This is a genomic window from uncultured Roseobacter sp. (assembly GCF_947488185.1).
Taxonomy (GTDB): Bacteria; Pseudomonadota; Alphaproteobacteria; order Rhodobacterales; family Rhodobacteraceae; genus Roseobacter.
This window is the reverse complement of the sequence record NZ_CANKYM010000001.1, coordinates 284,220-302,259: the sequence shown is the minus strand read 5'-3', so window position 1 is coordinate 302,259 and position 18,040 is coordinate 284,220. Positions and strand designations below refer to the sequence as shown.

24 protein-coding genes are annotated in these 18,040 nt (G+C 61.0%); 12 read left to right on the top strand and 12 right to left on the bottom strand.

What is annotated here, in order from left to right; translation table 11 throughout:
• Positions 1 to 4: 4 nt before the first annotated feature.
• The 8 genes from Q1A52_RS01725 to Q1A52_RS01690 all read right to left on the bottom strand — a co-directional run bounded on the left by Q1A52_RS01725 (position 5) and on the right by Q1A52_RS01690 (position 5,017).
• Positions 5 to 628 carry a trimeric intracellular cation channel family protein gene (locus Q1A52_RS01725; protein ID WP_300010015.1) on the bottom strand — a complete coding sequence of 208 codons (624 nt, stop codon included), beginning with the start codon at positions 626 to 628 and terminating at the stop codon, positions 5 to 7.
• Positions 625 to 1,080, bottom strand: coding sequence for a ribonuclease HI (gene rnhA / locus Q1A52_RS01720; RefSeq protein WP_300010013.1), 456 nt, complete (start codon positions 1,078 to 1,080; stop codon positions 625 to 627). Before rnhA ends, Q1A52_RS01725 begins: the two co-directional genes overlap by 4 nt.
• A complete protein-coding gene (locus Q1A52_RS01715) occupies positions 1,073 to 1,666 on the bottom strand; it encodes a bifunctional 2-polyprenyl-6-hydroxyphenol methylase/3-demethylubiquinol 3-O-methyltransferase UbiG (RefSeq protein ID WP_300010011.1) in 594 nt (197 codons plus the stop codon). The genes rnhA and Q1A52_RS01715 overlap by 8 nt, the downstream gene beginning before the upstream one ends.
• Complete coding sequence (locus Q1A52_RS01710; protein WP_300010009.1) at positions 1,663 to 2,115, bottom strand: DUF3429 domain-containing protein; 453 nt, start codon at positions 2,113 to 2,115, stop codon at positions 1,663 to 1,665. The genes Q1A52_RS01715 and Q1A52_RS01710 overlap by 4 nt, the downstream gene beginning before the upstream one ends.
• A gap of 31 nt (positions 2,116 to 2,146) precedes the next feature.
• Positions 2,147 to 2,803, bottom strand: a complete 657-nt coding sequence (locus tag Q1A52_RS01705) for a glutathione S-transferase family protein (RefSeq protein WP_300010007.1) — start codon at positions 2,801 to 2,803, stop codon at positions 2,147 to 2,149.
• Positions 2,800 to 3,414, bottom strand: a complete 615-nt coding sequence (locus tag Q1A52_RS01700; protein ID WP_300010004.1) for a LysE family translocator — start codon at positions 3,412 to 3,414, stop codon at positions 2,800 to 2,802. The genes Q1A52_RS01705 and Q1A52_RS01700 overlap by 4 nt, the downstream gene beginning before the upstream one ends.
• Entirely contained in the window at positions 3,411 to 4,361 is a 951-nt protein-coding gene (gene ispH, locus Q1A52_RS01695; RefSeq protein ID WP_300010001.1) for a 4-hydroxy-3-methylbut-2-enyl diphosphate reductase, read from the bottom strand. The genes Q1A52_RS01700 and ispH overlap by 4 nt, the downstream gene beginning before the upstream one ends.
• Positions 4,362 to 4,462: 101 nt before the next feature.
• Positions 4,463 to 5,017, bottom strand: coding sequence for an NYN domain-containing protein (locus tag Q1A52_RS01690; protein ID WP_300009998.1), 555 nt, complete (start codon positions 5,015 to 5,017; stop codon positions 4,463 to 4,465).
• Positions 5,018 to 5,114: 97 nt separating this feature from the next.
• Here Q1A52_RS01690 and folK point away from each other — a divergent pair, with 97 nt between their 5' ends.
• The 12 genes from folK (at position 5,115) to recO (ending at position 14,579) form a co-directional block, all read left to right on the top strand.
• The gene (gene folK / locus Q1A52_RS01685) at positions 5,115 to 5,723 is read left to right on the top strand and encodes a 2-amino-4-hydroxy-6-hydroxymethyldihydropteridine diphosphokinase (RefSeq protein ID WP_367277974.1); all 609 of its coding nucleotides are present in this window, start codon (positions 5,115 to 5,117) and stop codon (positions 5,721 to 5,723) included.
• 97 nt (positions 5,724 to 5,820) lie between these two features.
• The gene (rpoZ, locus tag Q1A52_RS01680) at positions 5,821 to 6,174 is read left to right on the top strand and encodes a DNA-directed RNA polymerase subunit omega (protein WP_195819676.1); all 354 of its coding nucleotides are present in this window, start codon (positions 5,821 to 5,823) and stop codon (positions 6,172 to 6,174) included.
• Positions 6,175 to 6,206: 32 nt separating this feature from the next.
• Positions 6,207 to 8,366, top strand: coding sequence for a bifunctional (p)ppGpp synthetase/guanosine-3',5'-bis(diphosphate) 3'-pyrophosphohydrolase (locus Q1A52_RS01675; protein ID WP_300009995.1), 2,160 nt, complete (start codon positions 6,207 to 6,209; stop codon positions 8,364 to 8,366).
• An 88-nt stretch (positions 8,367 to 8,454) separates the two neighbouring features.
• The gene (locus Q1A52_RS01670; protein ID WP_299780924.1) at positions 8,455 to 9,126 is read left to right on the top strand and encodes a DUF2062 domain-containing protein; all 672 of its coding nucleotides are present in this window, start codon (positions 8,455 to 8,457) and stop codon (positions 9,124 to 9,126) included.
• A 14-nt stretch (positions 9,127 to 9,140) separates the two neighbouring features.
• Positions 9,141 to 9,890, top strand: a complete 750-nt coding sequence (locus tag Q1A52_RS01665; RefSeq protein WP_299780926.1) for a pyridoxine 5'-phosphate synthase — start codon at positions 9,141 to 9,143, stop codon at positions 9,888 to 9,890.
• The gene (locus Q1A52_RS01660) at positions 9,887 to 10,510 is read left to right on the top strand and encodes a LysE family transporter (RefSeq protein ID WP_300009991.1); all 624 of its coding nucleotides are present in this window, start codon (positions 9,887 to 9,889) and stop codon (positions 10,508 to 10,510) included. The genes Q1A52_RS01665 and Q1A52_RS01660 overlap by 4 nt, the downstream gene beginning before the upstream one ends.
• A complete protein-coding gene (gene acpS, locus Q1A52_RS01655; protein WP_299780930.1) occupies positions 10,507 to 10,914 on the top strand; it encodes a holo-ACP synthase in 408 nt (135 codons plus the stop codon). Before Q1A52_RS01660 ends, acpS begins: the two co-directional genes overlap by 4 nt.
• A 119-nt stretch (positions 10,915 to 11,033) precedes the next feature.
• Positions 11,034 to 11,873: a signal peptidase I gene (gene lepB, locus Q1A52_RS01650; protein ID WP_299780932.1), complete on the top strand. Its 840-nt coding sequence runs from the start codon at positions 11,034 to 11,036 to the stop codon at positions 11,871 to 11,873.
• Positions 11,870 to 12,556 carry a ribonuclease III gene (gene rnc, locus Q1A52_RS01645; RefSeq protein ID WP_300009988.1) on the top strand — a complete coding sequence of 229 codons (687 nt, stop codon included), beginning with the start codon at positions 11,870 to 11,872 and terminating at the stop codon, positions 12,554 to 12,556. Before lepB ends, rnc begins: the two co-directional genes overlap by 4 nt.
• Positions 12,553 to 13,461: a GTPase Era gene (gene era / locus Q1A52_RS01640; protein ID WP_300009985.1), complete on the top strand. Its 909-nt coding sequence runs from the start codon at positions 12,553 to 12,555 to the stop codon at positions 13,459 to 13,461. The genes rnc and era overlap by 4 nt, the downstream gene beginning before the upstream one ends.
• A gap of 63 nt (positions 13,462 to 13,524) precedes the next feature.
• On the top strand, positions 13,525 to 13,854 hold the full coding sequence (locus Q1A52_RS01635; protein WP_300009982.1) for a DUF1491 family protein: 330 nt from the start codon (positions 13,525 to 13,527) through the stop codon (positions 13,852 to 13,854).
• On the top strand, positions 13,854 to 14,579 hold the full coding sequence (recO, locus tag Q1A52_RS01630) for a DNA repair protein RecO (RefSeq protein WP_300009979.1): 726 nt from the start codon (positions 13,854 to 13,856) through the stop codon (positions 14,577 to 14,579). Before Q1A52_RS01635 ends, recO begins: the two co-directional genes overlap by 1 nt.
• Here the strand turns inward: recO and Q1A52_RS01625 are convergent.
• The 4 genes from Q1A52_RS01625 to Q1A52_RS01610 all read right to left on the bottom strand — a co-directional run bounded on the left by Q1A52_RS01625 (position 14,563) and on the right by Q1A52_RS01610 (position 17,970).
• The gene (locus Q1A52_RS01625; protein WP_300009976.1) at positions 14,563 to 14,970 is read right to left on the bottom strand and encodes an META domain-containing protein; all 408 of its coding nucleotides are present in this window, start codon (positions 14,968 to 14,970) and stop codon (positions 14,563 to 14,565) included. The genes recO and Q1A52_RS01625 overlap by 17 nt on opposite strands.
• On the bottom strand, positions 14,967 to 15,488 hold the full coding sequence (locus Q1A52_RS01620; protein ID WP_195819687.1) for a TetR/AcrR family transcriptional regulator: 522 nt from the start codon (positions 15,486 to 15,488) through the stop codon (positions 14,967 to 14,969). Before Q1A52_RS01620 ends, Q1A52_RS01625 begins: the two co-directional genes overlap by 4 nt.
• 137 nt (positions 15,489 to 15,625) lie before the next feature.
• On the bottom strand, positions 15,626 to 17,311 hold the full coding sequence (locus tag Q1A52_RS01615; protein ID WP_300012108.1) for an acyl-CoA dehydrogenase family protein: 1,686 nt from the start codon (positions 17,309 to 17,311) through the stop codon (positions 15,626 to 15,628).
• 299 nt (positions 17,312 to 17,610) lie between these two features.
• Positions 17,611 to 17,970 (bottom strand): helix-turn-helix transcriptional regulator, encoded by a 360-nt coding sequence (locus Q1A52_RS01610; protein WP_195819689.1) that lies wholly within the window; start codon positions 17,968 to 17,970, stop codon positions 17,611 to 17,613.
• Positions 17,971 to 18,040 lie beyond the last annotated feature (70 nt).

The following is an 18,040-nucleotide window of genomic DNA, read 5'->3' as shown; positions in this document are numbered from 1 at the left end:
CCCCTCAGGACCGGGGGGGACGACTTTTGTAGACGGGGAGGCGCCAGCCAAATGCGAGCGACCCTGCGCGCAGTGCCCAGGTGACGGCTGCGCAGGACACCAAAGGCACCAGCGCGTCAGGGAAATAGGGCTGGGTGAAAGCGGCGACGGTGGCGCCGGCAAAGGCTGCTGTCACGTAGAGTTCGCCCTGTTTCAGCACCAGCGGGACATCGTCGAGCACCACATCCCGCAGGAGCCCGCCCATGCAGCCCGTGATCGTACCCATCAGCACCACCACCAGAAGCGGCTGCCCCAGCGCCAGCGCCACCCCCGTGCCCGCAGGCACCGCGACGGCCAAGGCAAAACTGTCGAGCCAGATCAGCGTCTTCAGGCGGCTTTCAAAGAGGTGCGCGGTCAGAAACACCAGCAGGGCCGCCGCACAGGCCACGCCGATATAGGCGGGCTGGGCGATCCAGAAGATCGGGTTGCGGTCCAGCAGCACATCGCGCACCGTGCCGCCGCCCACCGCAGTGAGGCAGGCGACAAAGGCAAAGCCCACGATGTCGAGTTGCTGGCGCGAGGCCACCAGCGCGCCGGTAAGCGCAAAGATGAAGACGGAAGCGTAGTCCAGAAAGCTGATCAGGGTCATTTTGGTTTGAAGGGGGCCATGCCCGCCTGTGCCAATTCATCCGCCCGTTCATTCTCGGGGTGGCCTGCATGCCCCTTCACCCACTCCCACGTCACGTCGTGGCGGGCATTCGCCGCGTCCAGCCGTTGCCAGAGCTCGGCATTGGCTACGGGCTTTTTGGCGGCATTCTTCCAGCCATTCTTTTTCCAGCCGTGGATCCAGCCGGTGATCCCGTTTTTGACGTAGTTGCTGTCGGTCACGATGGTGATCTTGCTGCGCCGCGACAGGCTCTCCAGCGCGTTGATCGCGGCCAGCAGTTCCATGCGGTTGTTCGTGGTATCCGGCTCGCCCCCCTTCAACTCGCGTTCCTTTACGACGGTATCGCCGTCCATCGCGCGCAGCAGCGCCCCCCAGCCGCCAGGACCCGGATTGCCGGAACAGGCACCGTCGGTATATGCAAAAAGCTCAGCCATGAGCGGCGAGGCATATCCAGTCTGCCGGAACCCCGTCAAGGCCCTTCTCCCGACCTGTGGTGCGTTCCGTGACGGTCAGCCCCGCGTCTTCCAGAAGCCCGCTCAACTCCGCATCCGTGTAGTAGGTGTAAAGCCGCCCGATGGGATCCCGTTTGGATCCTGTTCCGGTCTTCATGCCGATGTGGAACCGCCCGCCGGGTTTGAGCGCCCGTGCCAGGGCGGTCAGGTGGCGGGGCATGGCCTCGCGTGGCGCGTGCAGCAGGCAAAAATTGGCCCAGATGCCGTCGTAGATGTCGGTCCCCGCGATGTCATCGAAACTAGCGATCTGTGCCTCGACGCCCATATGGGTCGCGGCCAGTTCGACCATCTCGGGCACCGGGTCCAGTGCGGTTACACGCAGCCCGGCATTCGCCATCCTGGCCGCCGCATGGCCCGGCCCACAGCCCAGATCGAGCGCATGACCGCCTGCGGGCAGGGCTGCGATGAATGCCATCAGGTGGGCATTCTGCTTGCTGGCGCCGGTAAAGCGCTTGGCATAGTCTTGTGCCCGGTTCGCATAGACTTTCAGGGTCTCATCATCACTCACAGGAATACTCCAACGCTTAGACACAGCACGACGATGGCCGTCAGAAGGAGGCGCAGCGACATCCACCAGCGCGGTGCCAGCCCCCATTGCCAGAAGGCGAAATCAAGCATCAGCAGCCCCAGAAACCCGAAGATGAGGTTCAAACCGGCCGTGGTCGGCCCGCCGCCGGTCATGAAAAAGGCCCAGAGGGCGGGAATGACGGATAGCGCGTAGCCTGTAGCGGCCCGCCCGCCTGTCGTTTTGGTGGCGAAGCCCCAAAGCACGCCGGACATGAAGCTGAGGATCACAGAGCCGTAGAAAAGCTGAATGTAGGGCCCAATGAACCGTGGCCCCAAGGCGTCAGCACCCCAGCTTGTCAGGGTGCCATTCAGCATCGTGACCGCGCCCCAGACAAAAGGGATAAGCCCGGCGAGGCCGAGGATCAGGGGGGCGGTGGGGATACGGGCCATAGGCTGTTTTGTGACATGTGAACCAGTGAGGTCAAGACTCTGGGTGCGCCGCGTCAAAGCCCGCATCGGTTTGGCGCATACTGGAGCGGGTGGCCCACTTGGACCACCATTTCGACAGGACGGGGCGCCGGGACAGCGCCGCTCGACCCTCTGGCGCTGCGGCAAAGGCTGCGATCATCGGAGCCAGATGGCAATCGGCAAGCGTGGGCGCATCCCCGGTCAGTATGTACCCTTCGAGTGCAACGGTCTCTAGCGCCTCGAGCACGCCCTCAGCCGCCGCAAGACCCGCTGCGAATTCGGTCTTGTCGGTCTCAAGCCCATCCGCGGGCCGGAAGACGCCTTGGCTGAACACCTGCCGGACCAGCGGCCAGTAGCCATAGGCATCGACGACAGAGATAACCTGCGCCATCCGCGCCACGGCGCGCGGGGCGTCAGGGGTCAGCGGCGGTGTCGGAAAAGCCGCGTCAAGATAACGCGCGATCGCGACTGTTTCGTAGACCTTAAAGCCATCATGCTCCAGCAGGGGGACACGGGTAAAAGGATGTGGCGTGCGCTGCTCTGCCTTGGCGTCCGGATCAAAAGGGTCGACCTCGCGATAGTCATAGTTCAGCCCTTTTTCGGCCAGCACCAGCCGGGCTACGCGGGTATAGACAGAGGGTCTGTGGCCATAAAGCGTGAGGTCACTCACGCCCGTTCCAGCGCGAGGCGGCCTGCAAGGGCGGCAAAGATCGCGGCAAACGAGCGGTTGAGCCAGCGCATCACCGCCTCAGAGCCCAGCAACCATGCGCGCGCCTGCGCGGCAAAGAGCCCGTAGAGCAGGAAGACCGCGAAGGTTAGCGCCATGAAAATCCCGCCCAGTACGGTCATCTCCAGCGTGGCAGTTGCCGGACTGCCCGACAGGAAAGGCGGCAGCAATGCGAGGAAGAAGATCGACAGTTTGGGGTTCAGGATGTTGAGCAGCGCGCCCCGCCGGGCGATGCGCCAGCCGTTCTCCACCTTGCGGTCCGTCGAGATCGCCAGTGCGCCGCCCGAGCGTAGCGATTGCCAGGCGAGATAGAGAAGATAGGCGACGCCTGCGAATTTCACGATTGTGAACAAGACGGCGGAGGTGTGCAGCACTGCCGCGAGCCCCAATGTGGCGGCAGCCAGATGCGGTACGATCCCGAAGGTGCAGCCCACGGAGGCCCAAAAGGCCGCCATACGCCCCTGGCCCAGACCCAGAGCCAGTGTATAGATGACGCCGGTGCCCGGCGCGAGCACAACGACGATGGTGGTCAGAAGAAATTGCAGCGAAATCATGCGGGTACCCTCAATACCCGGGGGACTTTGAATTCGACATTCTCCACTGCGGTCTCCACGATTTTACGGGTCACATCGTAGTGTTCGGAGAACGCATCCATCACCTCGTTGATCAGCACCTCCGGCGCCGAGGCGCCAGCGGTGATGCCAATGCTGCGGATGCCTTCCAGTGCGCGCCAGTCGATATCCGACGAGCGCTGCACCAGCTGGGCATATTGGCAGCCCGCCCGCGCGCCAACCTCGACCAGCCGCTTGGAGTTCGAGGAGTTCGGCGCGCCCACCACCAGCATGGCGTCGCATTTTGGCGCCATGGCTTTCACAGCCTCCTGCCGGTTGGTGGTGGCATAGCAGATGTCTTCTTTATGCGGGCCGACAATGGCGGGGAACCGCGCCTGCAGGGCGGCAACGACCTCTGCCGTGTCGTCCACGCTCAGTGTCGTTTGCGTCACATAGGCCAGCCGTTCGGGGTCGCGCACCGCGACCGTGGCCACATCCTGTGGTGTCTCGACCAGCAGCACCTCGCCTTCCGGCAGCTGCCCCATGGTGCCCACGGTCTCAGGGTGGCCCGCGTGGCCGATCATGATCATCTGCAGGCCGTTGTCTGAATGCCGCTGTGCTTCGATATGCACCTTGCTGACCAGAGGGCAGGTGGCATCCACATAGATCATCTCGCGCGCGGCGGCGGCGGCAGGCACCGCCTTGGGGACGCCATGCGCCGAGAAGATCACGGGGCGGTCATCGGGGCATTCTTCGAGTTCCTCGACGAACACCGCCCCCTTGTCGCGCAAGCCGTCGACGACAAATTTGTTGTGCACGATTTCATGGCGCACGTAGACCGGCGCACCCCATTTCTCCAAGGCCATCTCGACAATCTTGATGGCGCGATCAACGCCAGCGCAAAAGCCGCGCGGGGCGGCAAGGTAAAGGGTCAGAGGAGGCTTGCTCATAGGTACGCTCCGGTCACCGCATAAAATGCGTCTCATGTCACTGCACCAGAGGTAAGGCTTTGATCCGGTAGCGTCCAGAGCGACCTGCCACCGGGGAGAGATCAGCCGTTCGCAGCGTCCGGCATGTCGCGCGGTGGTCGTCCGATGACATCCTTCAGCTCATCGAGTTCGATGAAGTTGTCAGCCTGACGGCGCAGATCGTCCGAAATCATTGGTGGCTGGCTGCGGATGGTCGATACTACCGATACGCGAACTCCTGAGCGTTGCAGGCTTTCGACCAGCGGTCGAAAATCGCCGTCACCGGAAAAAAGCACAATATGATCAACCCGTGGCGCCAGCTCCATCGCGTCCACCGCAAGCTCGATGTCCATATTTCCTTTGACCTTACGGCGGCCCATGCTGTCGGTGTATTCCTTCGCAGGCTTCGTGACCATAGTGAAGCCGTTGTAGTTCAGCCAGTCAACCAGAGGGCGAATAGGCGAATACTCGTCGTTCTCCAGAAGGGCCGTGTAGTAGAACGCACGCAGCAGCTTGCCCCGACGCATGAATTCCTGACGCAGCAGTTTGTAGTCGATGTCAAAACCCAGAGACTTGGCCGCCGCGTAGAGATTCGATCCGTCGATGAACAGCGCGAGCCGTTCGTCCTTGTAAAACATTTTTGGTCCTTCCGATGGGGCCGGCCGCTGGTGCTCACGAAACAATATGATTAATTATTTGGCGAACCGATCAGTTCAAAAATAAGGTTTTTTTATCTTGCCGCAAGAGACACTCTTACCTGAATCCGGCGAAAAACTGCCACAAAACCGAACAATTGCGTTGGTTGCCCTCGGGTCAAACCGCTCGTCGGAAGAAGGAACCCCCGCAGAGGTTGTGGAAAAGGGGATTGCTGCACTTGCGAAATACTTCGAAGTGATTCGCTCCCGGAGCCCGCTTTACCAGACGCCAGCCTTCCCGCCGGGCAGCGGGGCTGACTATATCAACGCCGCCGTTTGCATTGAAACCGATCATCCGCCGCAAGCGGTGATCAAGCTGCTGCACGACATTGAGGCTCAGATGGGGCGCACCCGCAAGACGCGGTGGGGGGATCGTACGCTCGACCTCGACTTGATCGGTTTTGGCGATATTGTGTTGCCGGATGCAGAAACGCACGCGATTTGGCGCGCATTGCCGCTCAGCGAACAGATGGCACGCGCCCCCGATCTGCTGATTCTCCCTCATCCGCGGGTGCAGGAGCGCGCCTTTGTGTTGGTGCCCTTAGCGGATGTGGCGCCCGATTGGGAGCATCCGACGCTTGGACTGAGCGTGACGGATATGCTCGCGGCCTTGCCGGAGGCCTTGAAACAGGAGGTTGTTGCGCTCTGACGGACAGGGCCAGAGAGCTGCAATAGGCGCTTGTAAATCCGCTGAAAGGGGCCTAAATACTGCACTTCTGACAAATCCCCGATTTATGGAGTGTTCCATGGCCCGCGTCACCGTTGAAGATTGCGTCGATAAAGTTCCCAACCGGTTCGAACTGGTGATGCTTGCCGCACATCGCGCGCGTGAGATCTCCTCCGGTGCTGCAATCACTGTGAACCGCGACAATGACAAAAATCCGGTCGTGTCACTGCGTGAGATCGCCGATGAAACGCAAAGCGCGGACGAGCTGCGCGAGCGTCTGATCGAGAGCAACCAGAACCAGATCGAGGTTGATGAGCCTGAAGAGGACGCCATGGCGCTTCTCATGGGTGCCGAGCAGGACAAGCCCGAGGAAGACAGTATGTCCGAAGAGATGCTGTTGCGGCAGCTGATGGCAGCGCAGGGCCAGAGCTGACACCAGCCAGGCCCCGGCCCAGAGGCTGACGGATGATCACGACGACCGACCAGATGGACATCACAGCCGACGATCTGGTCAGCCTTGTCAGCAAATATAATCCAAAGACAAACGAAGCACTGATCCGCGCGGCCTATGATTATGGCCGCGAGATGCATGAGGGCCAGACCCGCCATTCCGGCGAGCCCTACTTCACGCATCCGGTGGCCGTGGCCGCGATTCTCACCGAGCAGCAGTTGGATGATGCGACGATCATCACCGCGCTGCTGCATGATACCATCGAAGACACCCAGGCCTCGTATCTGGAGGTCACCCGGCGGTTCGGCGCGGAAGTCGCCGGGCTCGTGGATGGCGTGACCAAGCTGACCAATCTGCAGCTCAATTCGACCGAGACCAAGCAGGCGGAGAATTTCCGCAAGCTTTTCATGGCCATGTCCAAGGACTTGCGGGTCATTCTGGTCAAACTGTCGGATCGGTTGCACAACATGCGCACGATCAAGGCGATGCGTCCCGAGAAGCAGGCGCAAAAGGCACGTGAGACTATGGATATCTTTGCGCCGCTTGCCGGGCGCATGGGCATGCAATGGATGCGGGAGGAACTCGAAGACCTTGCGTTCCGTGTTCTGAACCCGGAAGGCCGCGCCAGCATCATCCGCCGTTTTATCAACCTGCAGCGCGAAACCGGCGATGTGATCCAGCGGATCACCGGCGACATGCGGCTAGAGCTGGATAAGGCCGGCGTGGAGGCGGAGGTTTTTGGTCGCGCCAAGAAACCCTACTCCATCTGGCGCAAGATGCAGGAGAAGGAACAAACCTTCTCGCGCCTCTCCGACATCTACGGGTTTCGCATCATTACCGAGAGTGAAGAGGATTGTTACCGCGCGCTGGGGGCGATCCACCAGCGCTGGCGCGCCGTGCCGGGCCGGTTCAAGGACTACATCAGCCAACCGAAATCAAACGGCTACCGTTCGATCCACACCACTGTTTCGGGGCGCGACGGCAAGCGGGTGGAAGTGCAGATCAGAACGGGCCAGATGCATGACGTCGCCGAAACCGGCGTGGCGGCGCACTGGTCCTACCGCGATGGGGTGCGGTCGAAAAACCCCTTTGCCGTGGATCCGGCCAAGTGGATCACCACGCTAACCGAACAGTTCGATGCCGAGGAAGACCACGAGGATTTCCTCGAGGCGGTCAAGCTGGAGATGTATTCCGACCAGGTCTTCTGCTTCACGCCCAAGGGGGAGGTCGTGAAGCTGCCGCGCGGCGCAACGCCCATCGATTTCGCCTTTGCCATCCACACCCGGATCGGCACCGCCTGCGTGGGCGCCAAGGTCGACCATATGCGCGTGCCGCTCTGGACCCGTCTGAAGAATGGCCAAAGCGTGGAGGTGATCACCGCCGAAGGGCAAAGCCCGCAAGCCACGTGGCTCGATATTGCCACAACCGGCAAGGCACGTTCCGCCATCCGCCGCGCGCTGCGCGACGAGGACCGCGCGCGCTTTGTGAAACTGGGCCGCGAACTGGCACGATCCGCCTTTGAACACGTAGGCCGCAAGGCCACCGACAAGGCCTTGTCGACGGCGGCGCGCCACATGCGTTTTGACGGGCGTGACGATCTGCTGGCCCGTCTCGGCAGCGCCGAGATCACCGGGCGTGAAGTGGTGCAGGCGGTCTACCCTGACCTGACACCGAAAACCGGCGACAAGGTCGATGCGCGCCGGGCTGTTGTGGGGCTGGCGCGCGGCCAGTCGTTTGAGCGCGCGTTTTGCTGCCAGCCGCTGCCGGGGGAGCGTATCGTCGGCATCACCTTCAAGGGACGCGGCGTGGTTGTGCATGCAATCGATTGCGACCGGCTGAGCGCGTATGAAGACCAATTGGATCGCTGGATCGACCTGCGCTGGCATGAAGGCCCGCATTCTGCGATATATGGTGCGACGCTTGACGTAACGCTCAACAATGATGCGGGCACGCTTGGGCGCATCTGCACCTTGATCGGAGAGACCCGGGCGAATATTTCAGATTTGCAATTTATCGATAGGAAACCTGACTTTTACCGTCTTCTGATTTATGTGGAGCTCAGAGACGTGTCACATTTGCATTCGTTGATGCTGACACTGGAAGCTGAAGGCGACGTGGCTGAGATTTCGCGTTTGCGCAACATGGCACAAGGGGCAGCAGAAACACCTGCCTGATGCCGCGACCCGGCCATTTGTAGGTCACAATTTCGGGGTGTCATGCGCGGGCAGACGCCCGGGAAAAACTGGAAAAGGACCCCATCCGTTGGTTTTCAAACGCCGCGACCCCAAAAGCTGGCCCCGAGCCCTGGTCGAGTTGCTGTGGCCGCGTGGCGGCTGGGCGCGTGCGTTTCACTACGTCAAACACCGGATGCGTCGTCTGCCCGACAGCCCCGAGCGCATTGCGCGCGGTATCTGGGCGGGTGTCTTTGCCGCCTTCACGCCGTTTTATGGCTTCCATTTCTTCATTGCGGCTGGCCTCGCCTTTGTCATGCGCGGCAATGTGCTGGCCTCGCTAATGGGGACGTTTTTTGGCAATCCGCTGACTTATGTACCGATCGGTGTGACAGCCCTCTCCACCGGCCACTGGCTGCTGGGCGATCATATGGATGAACGTATTCATCGCTCTTTCGTGGGCAAGTTTGCGGATGCTGCGGCGGATCTCAAAGATAACTTTCTTGCAATCTTTACCGATGCCCGTGCCGATTGGACGCGTCTGTCGGTATTCTATGACGAGATTTTCTTTCCCTATCTGGTCGGCGGCGTGCTGCCCGGCATCTTCTTTGCCTCCCTGTGCTACTATCTCTCCGTGCCGCTTATTCGGGTTTACCAGAAGCGCCGCAAAGGTATGATCAAAAACAAGTTCGATGCCCTCAAGGCCAAAGCTGCTGCAAAAGCAGACGTCAAACGCAAAGCGGAACATCCAACCGGGGACTAAATGGGGGCTGTCTAATGGCCAATACCGAAAAACTGCGCCTCGGCGTAAACATTGATCACGTGGCAACAGTGCGCAATGCACGCGGCGGGGCCTATCCCGATCCGCTGCGGGCGGCACGCATTGCCGAAGAGGCGGGGGCGGACGGGATCACGGCGCATCTGCGCGAAGACCGCCGCCATATTTCCGACACTGATATCGAAGGGTTGATGGAGGTGCTGCATGTGCCTTTGAACTTCGAGATGGCTGCAACGGATGAGATGCAAAAGATCGCCCTGCGTCACAAACCCCACGCGGTTTGCATCGTGCCGGAAAAGCGCGAGGAACGTACCACCGAAGGTGGTCTTGACGTCGCGCGCGACGAAAACCGGCTGGCGCATTTCATCGCACCCCTGCGGGATGCCGGGTGCCGTGTGTCGATTTTCATCGCCGCCGACCGCCGCCAGATCGAAGCGGCCCACCGCATCGGCGCGGAGGTCATCGAGTTACATACGGGTGCATATTGCGACGCCTATGCGGATGGGGAACTCGACACTCATCATGACGAACTTGAGGCGCTGCGCGAGATGGCGACATTTGGCCATTCGCTAGGCCTGGAGGTGCACGCAGGCCACGGCCTCACCTACGATACCGTGATGCCCGTCGCCGCTTTCCCGGAAGTGCGCGAGCTCAACATCGGCCACTTCCTCATCGGTGAGAGCATCTTTCTGGGACTGGAACCGGCGATCAAGGAAATGCGGCGCCTGATGGATGAGGCACGCGCATGATCACCGTGCAGTTCGCCGCGATCTGGGTCGCCTGGTTGCTCGCGGGCGGCTCACCCGGGCCAGCGACCATGGGCATCGCTGGGACGGCCATGTCCGCCGGGCGCACGTCAGCGCTGGCCTTCGCGCTGGGCATCCTTGCAGGTTCCGCCAGTTGGGGCATTGCCGCGGCGCTGGGGCTTTCGGCGATCATGCTCGCCAACGCGTGGATCTTCGAGATGATCCGCTATGCGGGTGCGCTCTACCTCGGTTGGCTTGCGCTCAAGGCGCTGCGACGGGCAGCCTCTCCGCAAGGTGCCGCGATGGGCACGCCTTTCTCAGGCAGCGGACGCACGCTCTTCATGAAAGGTGCGGCCATCCACATCACCAATCCTAAGGCCATTCTCAGCTGGGGCTCGATCTACGCAATCGTCGCCCCCCCGGATGCCACACCGGCGATGCTCTTTGGCTACTTCGCTTTGCTGTACGCCGGCTCCATCCTGATTTTCATCGGTTATGCTTTGCTGTTTTCCTCTGCCAAGGTCGTCCGCGCCTATGCCCGTGCGCAGCGCTGGTTCGACCTCGCCTTTGCCGGGTTTTTCGGCTTTGCCAGCTTCAAGATCCTGACAGCGCGCTTGCAATGATCCTCGGCATCGGCACAGATCTCGCAAATATTGAGCGTATTCAGGGCACGCTGGACCGGTTTGGTGATCGCTTCCGCAATCGCGTCTTCACTGAGACAGAGCAGCGCAAGGCGGAGCGGCGCAAGGATACCGCGGGCACCTACGCCAAACGTTGGGCCGCCAAGGAAGCGTGCTCCAAGGCACTTGGCACCGGGCTGGCCATGGGGATTTCGTGGAAAGACATGTCGGTCAGCAACCTGCGCAGCGGCCAGCCGATCATGCATGTGACCGGCTGGGCCAAGGAAAAGCTCGCCGCAATGACACCGGAAGGGCATGAGGCGGTGATCCACGTCACCCTCACCGACGACCACCCCTGGGCACAGGCCTTCGTGGTTATCGAAGCTCTGCCGATCCCTGGAAAATGACCTCAGATACCCGTTTTCCGATAACTCCTGCTGGGGCTCACCGAACGTTGCGTGCGCTCGGGTTGACTTGCCCCCGTCGCACCCGCATTTAGGCGCAAACCAATGAGTGGGAGCGCCCGATGGCCGCCAAAGAAGAAAAGAAGCAGAATGCCTTTGTCGAGACGATCAAGACGATTGTCTATGCGCTGCTGATTGCCGGTGTCTTCCGCACCCTGTTTTTCCAACCATTCTGGATTCCGTCCGGCTCCATGAAGGAAACCTTGCTGGTTGGTGACTTCCTCTTCGTGAACAAGATGGCTTATGGCTATTCCTACGCGTCCTGCCCCAGTCTGATCATGCCGCGCTTTGGTGTGAACATTGATGCGAGGGACATCTGCGGGGTGTTCGACGGGGACAACAAAAGGCTGTTCGGTGGCGAGCCTGAGCGTGGTGACGTTGTCGTCTTTCGCCACCCAGTATCCGGGCGTGACTACATTAAACGGCTGATCGGCATGCCCGGTGACAGCATCCAGATGCGTGATAGTGTCGTCTACATCAATGGAACGGCCGCGCCGCAGGAGCCTGCCGGCATCTTCGAAGAAATCATGGAACCGCAGGGACCGGAAGGCCGCCGTCCCAGATGCTCGAACGGTCCTGTGGGAGATGGTGGTGTTTGCCAGAAAGCGCGGGCGATAGAGACACTGCCGGGCGGAACACAGCATCTCGTTCTGGACATCGGGTTGCAAAGCTCTGATCGCACGGGCGTATACCGTGTTCCGGAAAAGCATTACTTTTTCATGGGGGATAATCGCGACAACTCTGCCGACAGCCGTCTGGCGCAACAGGTGCAGGGCGTCGGTTTCGTGCCCTTTGAAAACCTGATCGGACGGGCAGATCGGATCATGTTTTCCTCCGGTGGGCGGTCGATGCTGTTCTTCTGGACGTGGCGCGGCGACCGTTTCTTCAAGGCGGTCGAGTGAAACTCTCGGCTGAACTGAGGTCTTTCCAGGACCGTCTGGGCCATAAGTTTTCACGGCCTGAACTGCTGGCGCAGGCGGTGACCCATGCCTCGATGTCTTCGGCCAACCGGGATGACAATCAACGCCTGGAATTCCTGGGCGACAGGGTGCTTGGGCTTGTGATGTCCGAGGCGCTTCTTGCTCTGGACAAAGGAGCAACCGAAGGCCAACTTGCCCCCCGCTTCAACGCGCTTGTTCGAAAAGAGACCTGTGCGGATGTGGCACGCCAGATCGATCTTGGTGCCGTCTTGCGCCTTGGCCGGTCAGAAATGCTGTCGGGCGGGCGGCGCAAGCAGGCGCTGTTGGGCGATGGGATCGAAGCGGTGATTGCGGCGGTCTATCTTGATGCCGGCTTCGACGTGGCCAAGGCTTTGATCCTGACGCTTTGGGGGGACCGGGTGCATGATGTCGAGGACGATGCGCGCGACGCCAAGACCGCGCTTCAGGAATGGGCGCAGGCGCGCGGCCTGCCGCCACCGTCATATACCGAAGTGAGTCGTTCGGGGCCGGATCACGCCCCGGTCTTCACCATCGCCGCCGCGCTAGAAACCGGCGAGAGTGAGCAGGCGACGGCCGGATCGAAGCGGCAGGCGGAGCAGGCGGCGGCTGGTAACCTGCTTGCAAAACTGGAGAAGGTCCAATGAGCACCCGTGCAGGATTTGTGGCGCTGATCGGCGAGCCCAATGCGGGCAAATCCACCCTGCTCAACCGTATGGTCGGGGCCAAGGTGTCGATCGTGACCCATAAGGTCCAGACCACCCGCGCGCGCATTCGTGGCGTGGCGATGGAAGGCGATGCGCAGATTGTTTTTGTCGACACACCGGGGCTTTTCCAACCGCGTCGCCGGTTGGACCGGGCCATGGTGGCGGCGGCCTGGGGCGGTGCGGCGGATGCCGATGTCGTGGTGCTGCTGGTCGAGGCGCAGCGCGGCGTGACGGAGGGGGTGGAACGCATTCTGGACGGCCTCGCCGATATCGGGCAGGGGCGCAAGGTCGCGCTGGCCATCAACAAGATCGACCGGGTGCAGGCCGAAGTGTTGCTTGGCCTCTCCAAGGATTTGAACGACCGCTACCCCTTTATCGAAACCTTCATGATTTCTGCGGAACGGGGACATGGCGTGGATGCGCTACGGCAGTGGCTGGCAGCTGAATTGCCGGAAGGCCCGTGGCTCTACCCAGAAGACCAGATCGCCGACCTGCCAATGCGCATGATCGCGGCAGAGATGACACGTGAGAAACTGACGCTGCGCCTGCATCAGGAATTGCCCTATCAGCTGACGGTGGAGACGGAAGGCTGGGAAGAGCGCAAGGATGGATCCGCCAGGATTGATCAGTTGATTTACGTTGTTCGCGATGGCCACAAAGGGATCGTCCTGGGCAATAAGGGCGAGACGATCAAGGCCGTGTCAAAGGCCGCCCGGGAAGAGTTGGAAGAGTTCCTGGGCCGCCGGGTTCATCTCTTCTTGCAGGTCAAGGTGCGGCCAAACTGGCTGGACGAGGCGGAAAGGTATTCCGAGATGGGGCTTGAGTTCAAAGATGGCAACAGCTGACCCAGTTGTCCTGGCCCACTCCGGCAATCCGGTTTTGATCCGTCAGACAGGGGTGACAGCATCATGGCCCGGCTGACCGCGCGCTTCTGGATCGACGCCTATCTGACCCGATTGCGCGGGCAAGACATCCCGGCCTTCATCGTAAGCCATGGCGATGATACGGCGGGCAGCATCCTGGTGAAACTGAATCGGCTCGACGGGCAGGCCACCGTCTACCAGCGCAGCTACAATCTGATGGACGACACGCGCACCTGGGCCATTCTGGAGCAGGGGGCGGAGGCGGATGTTGATGCCAGTATCACGCGGCAGCAAGGCTATGACCCGGACATCTGGGTGATCGAGGTGGAGGATCGGCAGGGGCGCCACCTGCTCGACCAGCCGGGGCTGGACTGATGGAGTGGCGTGACGAAGGGATTTTGCTGAGCACCCGACGTCACGGCGAAACCTCTGCGATCATTGAAGTTTTCACGCCTGAGCATGGGCGACACGCCGGTGTCGTGCGGGGCGGCACAAGCCGCAAGATCGCGCCCATCCTGCAGCCGGGCGCGCAGCTCGACGTGACCTGGCGCGCGCGGCTCGAAGATCATATCGGCAGTTTTCAGGTGGAGCCGGTGCGCAGCCGGGCCGCCGCAGCGCTGAGTGATCGTCTGGCCTTGGCGGGCCTGAATGCGGTGACGGCGCTTCTCGCATTCTGCCTGCCAGAGCGGGAGCCGCATAAACGACTTTACCTGCAGTCCGAACAGTTACTGGACTTGCTTGACGCGACCGATGTCTGGCCGCTGGCCTATTTGCGGTGGGAGGTCAGCCTGCTGGAGGAAATGGGCTATGCATTGGAGCTGGAGGCCTGCGCCGTTACCGGGCAGACCGACGATCTGGCGTATGTCTCGCCCAAATCCGGGCGCGCGGTGTCCCGCGGCGCGGCAGGGGATTGGGTGGATAGGCTCCTGCCTCTGCCGGATGTGTTACGCGGCGCTGGTGTGGCGGGCGATGCCGAGATCGCACAGGCGTTTGTTACCACCGGGCATTTTCTGAGCGCTCATCTGGCGCACGATCTCGGCAATAAGCCCTTGCCGGAAGCACGCGCCCGGTTTGTTGACGCCTTCACCCGTCGGCTTTGAAGACCATCTTGCGCCCCTCGGCGGTGGACAGGATTAGCGTATCCCCCAGCACTTCGGAGAGTGTCATCTCGCTGAGCGCTGCCAGATAAGCTGTCTCGGCGTCGATGTCCGGGCAGGCGAGTTGCGTTGCCACGATCTCTTGCGCATCGAACCAGGGGTAGGGCACCGTCATCGCACCCGAATAGCTGTTGCAGGGGGCGTCACCGGCAATCTGGCCAGCTTCCGGAAAGCGCAGGTTTGCATCGTAAGGAACGGTCTTACCGTCTATCTCGATCAGGCGCCAGGTTTTATCGGCGGCGCCATAGGCGGTGACGGTTTCATCGCGGCGGCAGGCGCTTAGCGCTAGCGCAAGCACGATGCACGTCAGAACACCACGACAGGCTCGGGTCATTTCAGAGCAAGCACCAGATCGATCATCGTGTCATACGCCTTGGCGGGTTTGGTTTTGCCCTGCAGTTGCGGCAATCCGATGAGCGCGGCCAGACAGCTTTGGGCAAACTCCGGGTTTCCCACGCCGAGGTGAGCCAGAAGGCTGGCCATATAGGTCAGGCGCTCGGCATCCACGTCCGACACGACGGCTGCGACCGACGGAGACGTCTGCGCCCATCCGCGAAAAGCAGGATCCTGCCTGTCCCGCAACAACCGTTTGCCGAAGGTGCGCAATCGTTGCTCCGCCGCACCATTCTCGGACAGAGCGGTTGCGATGTCGGACAGCGCGCGCGATTGCCAGTCTTTTAGAACCGCGTCATGCAGCGCGGGCACATCCTTGAAATGCCAGTAGAACGAACCTTTGGTCGATCCGAGCGTACGGGCAAGGGGCTCCGCCGCGAGAGCGGCAGGGCCCGTCGCCACCAGAGCATCAAGCCCGGCGTCGATCCACGATTGGCGGGTGAGTCGCTTTGCTGCCATGGTCTAGCCATACGCAGCGGCATGTCATGCTGCAAGTGCGAAGACGGTCGCACGCGGTAAACCGCAGTTAACCGCGTGCCAACGGTATTTCGTGCGCGCCAATATGCGCGTTTTTGTCTGGAGTGCCGCGTTTGCCGTCAGCCGAGCAGGCGCCGCGCGATCACCTGCGCCTGAATTTCTGCCGCCCCTTCGAAGATGTTCAGAATGCGGGCGTCGCAGAGCACGCGGCTGATCTTGTACTCCAGTGCAAAACCATTGCCGCCGTGGATTTGCAGGCCGTTGTCCGCCGCAGCCCAGGCAACACGGGCGCCCAGCAGCTTGGCCATCCCGGCTTCTACATCGCAGCGCCGCCCCTGGTCCTTTTCGAAGGCAGAGAAATAGGTCAACTGCCGCGCAATCATGATCTCGACCGCCATCATCGCCAGTTTGGATGAGACGCGCGGGAAGTTGATCAGCGCCTTGCCGAACTGTTTACGATCGAGGCTGTATTGCATGGAGATGTCGAGCGCCGATTGCGCCACGCCGATTGCCCGCGCAGCGGTCTGGATGCGCGCGGATTCGAAGGTTTCCATGAGTTGCTTGAACCCCTTGCCTTCTTCACCACCCAGCAGGTTCTCGCCTTTGACGTGGAAGCCGTCAAACGCCAGCTCGTATTCCTTCATGCCGCGATAGCCCAGCACTTCGATTTCGCCGCCGGTCATCCCGTCGGTCGGGAAAGGGTTCGCGTCATCACCGGGTGTCTTTTCGGCCAAAAACATCGACAGGCCTTTGTAATTGGTCGTGTCCGGATCGGTACGCGCCAGCAATGTCATCACGTGGGTACGCGACGCGTGGGTGATCCACGTCTTGTTGCCGGTGATCTTGTAGTCCTCGCCCTCCTTGACCGCACGGGTGCGCAGACTGCCGAGGTCCGAGCCCGTGTTGGGCTCGGTAAAGACCGCCGTGGGCAGCGTTTCGGCCGAGGCGAGACGTGGCAGCCACTTCTCCTTTTGGGCGTCGGTGCCGCCTGCCATGATCAATTCAGCCGCAATCTCGGACCGGGTGCCGAGGCTGCCGACGCCGATGTAGCTGCGTGACAGCTCTTCGGAGACAACACACATAGACGCCTTGGAGAGGCCAAACCCGCCGTATTCTTCAGGGATGGTCAGGCCAAAGACGCCCATTTCCGCCAGTTCTTCGATCACCCCCAGCGGGATCAATTCGTCCTTGAGGTGCCAGTCGTGGGCATGGGGTTCGACCTTTTCGACCGCGTAGCGCCGGAACTGCTCGCGGATCATCTCAAGCTCTTCTTCAAGGCCCGAGGCGCCGGTCGTGATGTTTGCCGAATGCTCCTGCATCAACTCCACAAGCCGCGTCCGCGCAGCCTGCGTGTTGCCGCCCTGCGTCAGTGTCTTGATCGCGGGCTCCATCAGCGCCCGCATATCGGACTGGTCGAGACCAAGGTCCTGCAGGCGCAGAATCTCACCCTGGTTCATCTGGATGCCGCCATAGATTTGCCAGAGGTATTCGCCAAAGGCGATTTGATGGATCAGCTGTTCGGTTTCCCCAAAGCTCCCCTCGGCTGCCAGCTTCTCCGCCCAGTTTTGCATCTGACGCAGCGCTTGCGCATATGTCGCGATCCAGGCCAATCCGTGAGCTGCCGTTTGATGGGTCTCGATCAACGCGCCTGACACCCGGTCGCCATCCGTGACCAGTGTTTTCACCCGCGCGGTCGCCGTGACAAGCAAGCTGTCCACCGGGGGCAGGGCGGCGGCTGTCAGAGCAAGCAGGTCGTCAAGAATCACTTGAGTGTGCGTCGGTGCGGGTTGTCCATCATGGGGCATCATAACATCCTTCATCGGTTGAAGGTGATGTAGGTCTTTCGCAGTTGCAGCGCAACAAAAATACCAACTGATGCGGCAATTTGGTCGAAAGTTTCGCGACGTTTCTTCGGGTACCTGCCTTTGCGGGGTGCGTTGCCCGGGTGCAACAGTCTGCCGAGAGGGGAATTAGGCTTGGCAGACATGAAAAACGCCGCTGGCGCGGCGCTGATCAGTCACAAACTCATTAACGATTCTTGGGATACATATGGCGCATCGGAAGTCAGGTGAAACTGTCTACCGATGCGCCGGTCACCAGGGGCTCAGCCCTGACGCGCCACTGTCACACCGGAAACGTCCTCGATGAACGTCACGATGCGTGTCTTGATGGTATCGTCGCGGATGGCAGCCAGTGCCGTGACGATTTCGAGGCTCGGATCGCGACGCTCAGATTTTTCTGCCGACGTATCAAGGCCTTCGAAGAAGTAAGACGTGGGCACATCAAGGATGCGCGACAACTCGTAAAGTCTGCTGGCAGCAATCCGGTTCGATCCGATTTCATATTTCTGGATCTGCTGGAAAGACAAATCCAACTCGCGGGCGACATCTGTCTGGGACAAACGGCGCATCGTGCGGATTTGTTTCAACTTGCGACCAACGTGAACATCAACTGGATGGGACATAACTATTTAACACCTCTGGTTGTGACTGTCCTCACTCTTCGCGGGAATCGGCGACTCGTTCAACTGAGTA

Excerpts from the sequence above, each read along its gene's own strand:
- Q1A52_RS01710 (WP_300010009.1), bottom strand. The coding sequence starts at position 2,115 with ATGGCCCGTATCCCCACCGCCCCCCTGATCCTCGGCCTCGCCGGGCTT.
- Q1A52_RS01690 (WP_300009998.1), bottom strand. The coding sequence starts at position 5,017 with ATGTTTTACAAGGACGAACGGCTCGCGCTGTTCATCGACGGATCGAAT.
- ispH (WP_300010001.1), bottom strand. The coding sequence starts at position 4,361 with ATGAGCAAGCCTCCTCTGACCCTTTACCTTGCCGCCCCGCGCGGCTTT.
- Q1A52_RS01660 (WP_300009991.1), top strand. The coding sequence starts at position 9,887 with ATGATCACCGTGCAGTTCGCCGCGATCTGGGTCGCCTGGTTGCTCGCG.
- Q1A52_RS01725 (WP_300010015.1), bottom strand. The coding sequence starts at position 628 with ATGACCCTGATCAGCTTTCTGGACTACGCTTCCGTCTTCATCTTTGCG.
- era (WP_300009985.1), top strand. The coding sequence starts at position 12,553 with ATGAGCACCCGTGCAGGATTTGTGGCGCTGATCGGCGAGCCCAATGCG.
- Q1A52_RS01620 (WP_195819687.1), bottom strand. The coding sequence starts at position 15,488 with ATGGCAGCAAAGCGACTCACCCGCCAATCGTGGATCGACGCCGGGCTT.
- Q1A52_RS01675 (WP_300009995.1), top strand. The coding sequence starts at position 6,207 with ATGATCACGACGACCGACCAGATGGACATCACAGCCGACGATCTGGTC.
- Q1A52_RS01615 (WP_300012108.1), bottom strand. The coding sequence starts at position 17,311 with ATGCCCCATGATGGACAACCCGCACCGACGCACACTCAAGTGATTCTT.
- Q1A52_RS01665 (WP_299780926.1), top strand. The coding sequence starts at position 9,141 with ATGGCCAATACCGAAAAACTGCGCCTCGGCGTAAACATTGATCACGTG.
- Q1A52_RS01625 (WP_300009976.1), bottom strand. The coding sequence starts at position 14,970 with ATGACCCGAGCCTGTCGTGGTGTTCTGACGTGCATCGTGCTTGCGCTA.
- recO (WP_300009979.1), top strand. The coding sequence starts at position 13,854 with ATGGAGTGGCGTGACGAAGGGATTTTGCTGAGCACCCGACGTCACGGC.
- acpS (WP_299780930.1), top strand. The coding sequence starts at position 10,507 with ATGATCCTCGGCATCGGCACAGATCTCGCAAATATTGAGCGTATTCAG.
- Q1A52_RS01700 (WP_300010004.1), bottom strand. The coding sequence starts at position 3,414 with ATGATTTCGCTGCAATTTCTTCTGACCACCATCGTCGTTGTGCTCGCG.
- Q1A52_RS01610 (WP_195819689.1), bottom strand. The coding sequence starts at position 17,970 with ATGTCCCATCCAGTTGATGTTCACGTTGGTCGCAAGTTGAAACAAATC.
- rpoZ (WP_195819676.1), top strand. The coding sequence starts at position 5,821 with ATGGCCCGCGTCACCGTTGAAGATTGCGTCGATAAAGTTCCCAACCGG.
- rnhA (WP_300010013.1), bottom strand. The coding sequence starts at position 1,080 with ATGGCTGAGCTTTTTGCATATACCGACGGTGCCTGTTCCGGCAATCCG.
- lepB (WP_299780932.1), top strand. The coding sequence starts at position 11,034 with ATGGCCGCCAAAGAAGAAAAGAAGCAGAATGCCTTTGTCGAGACGATC.
- Q1A52_RS01635 (WP_300009982.1), top strand. The coding sequence starts at position 13,525 with ATGGCCCGGCTGACCGCGCGCTTCTGGATCGACGCCTATCTGACCCGA.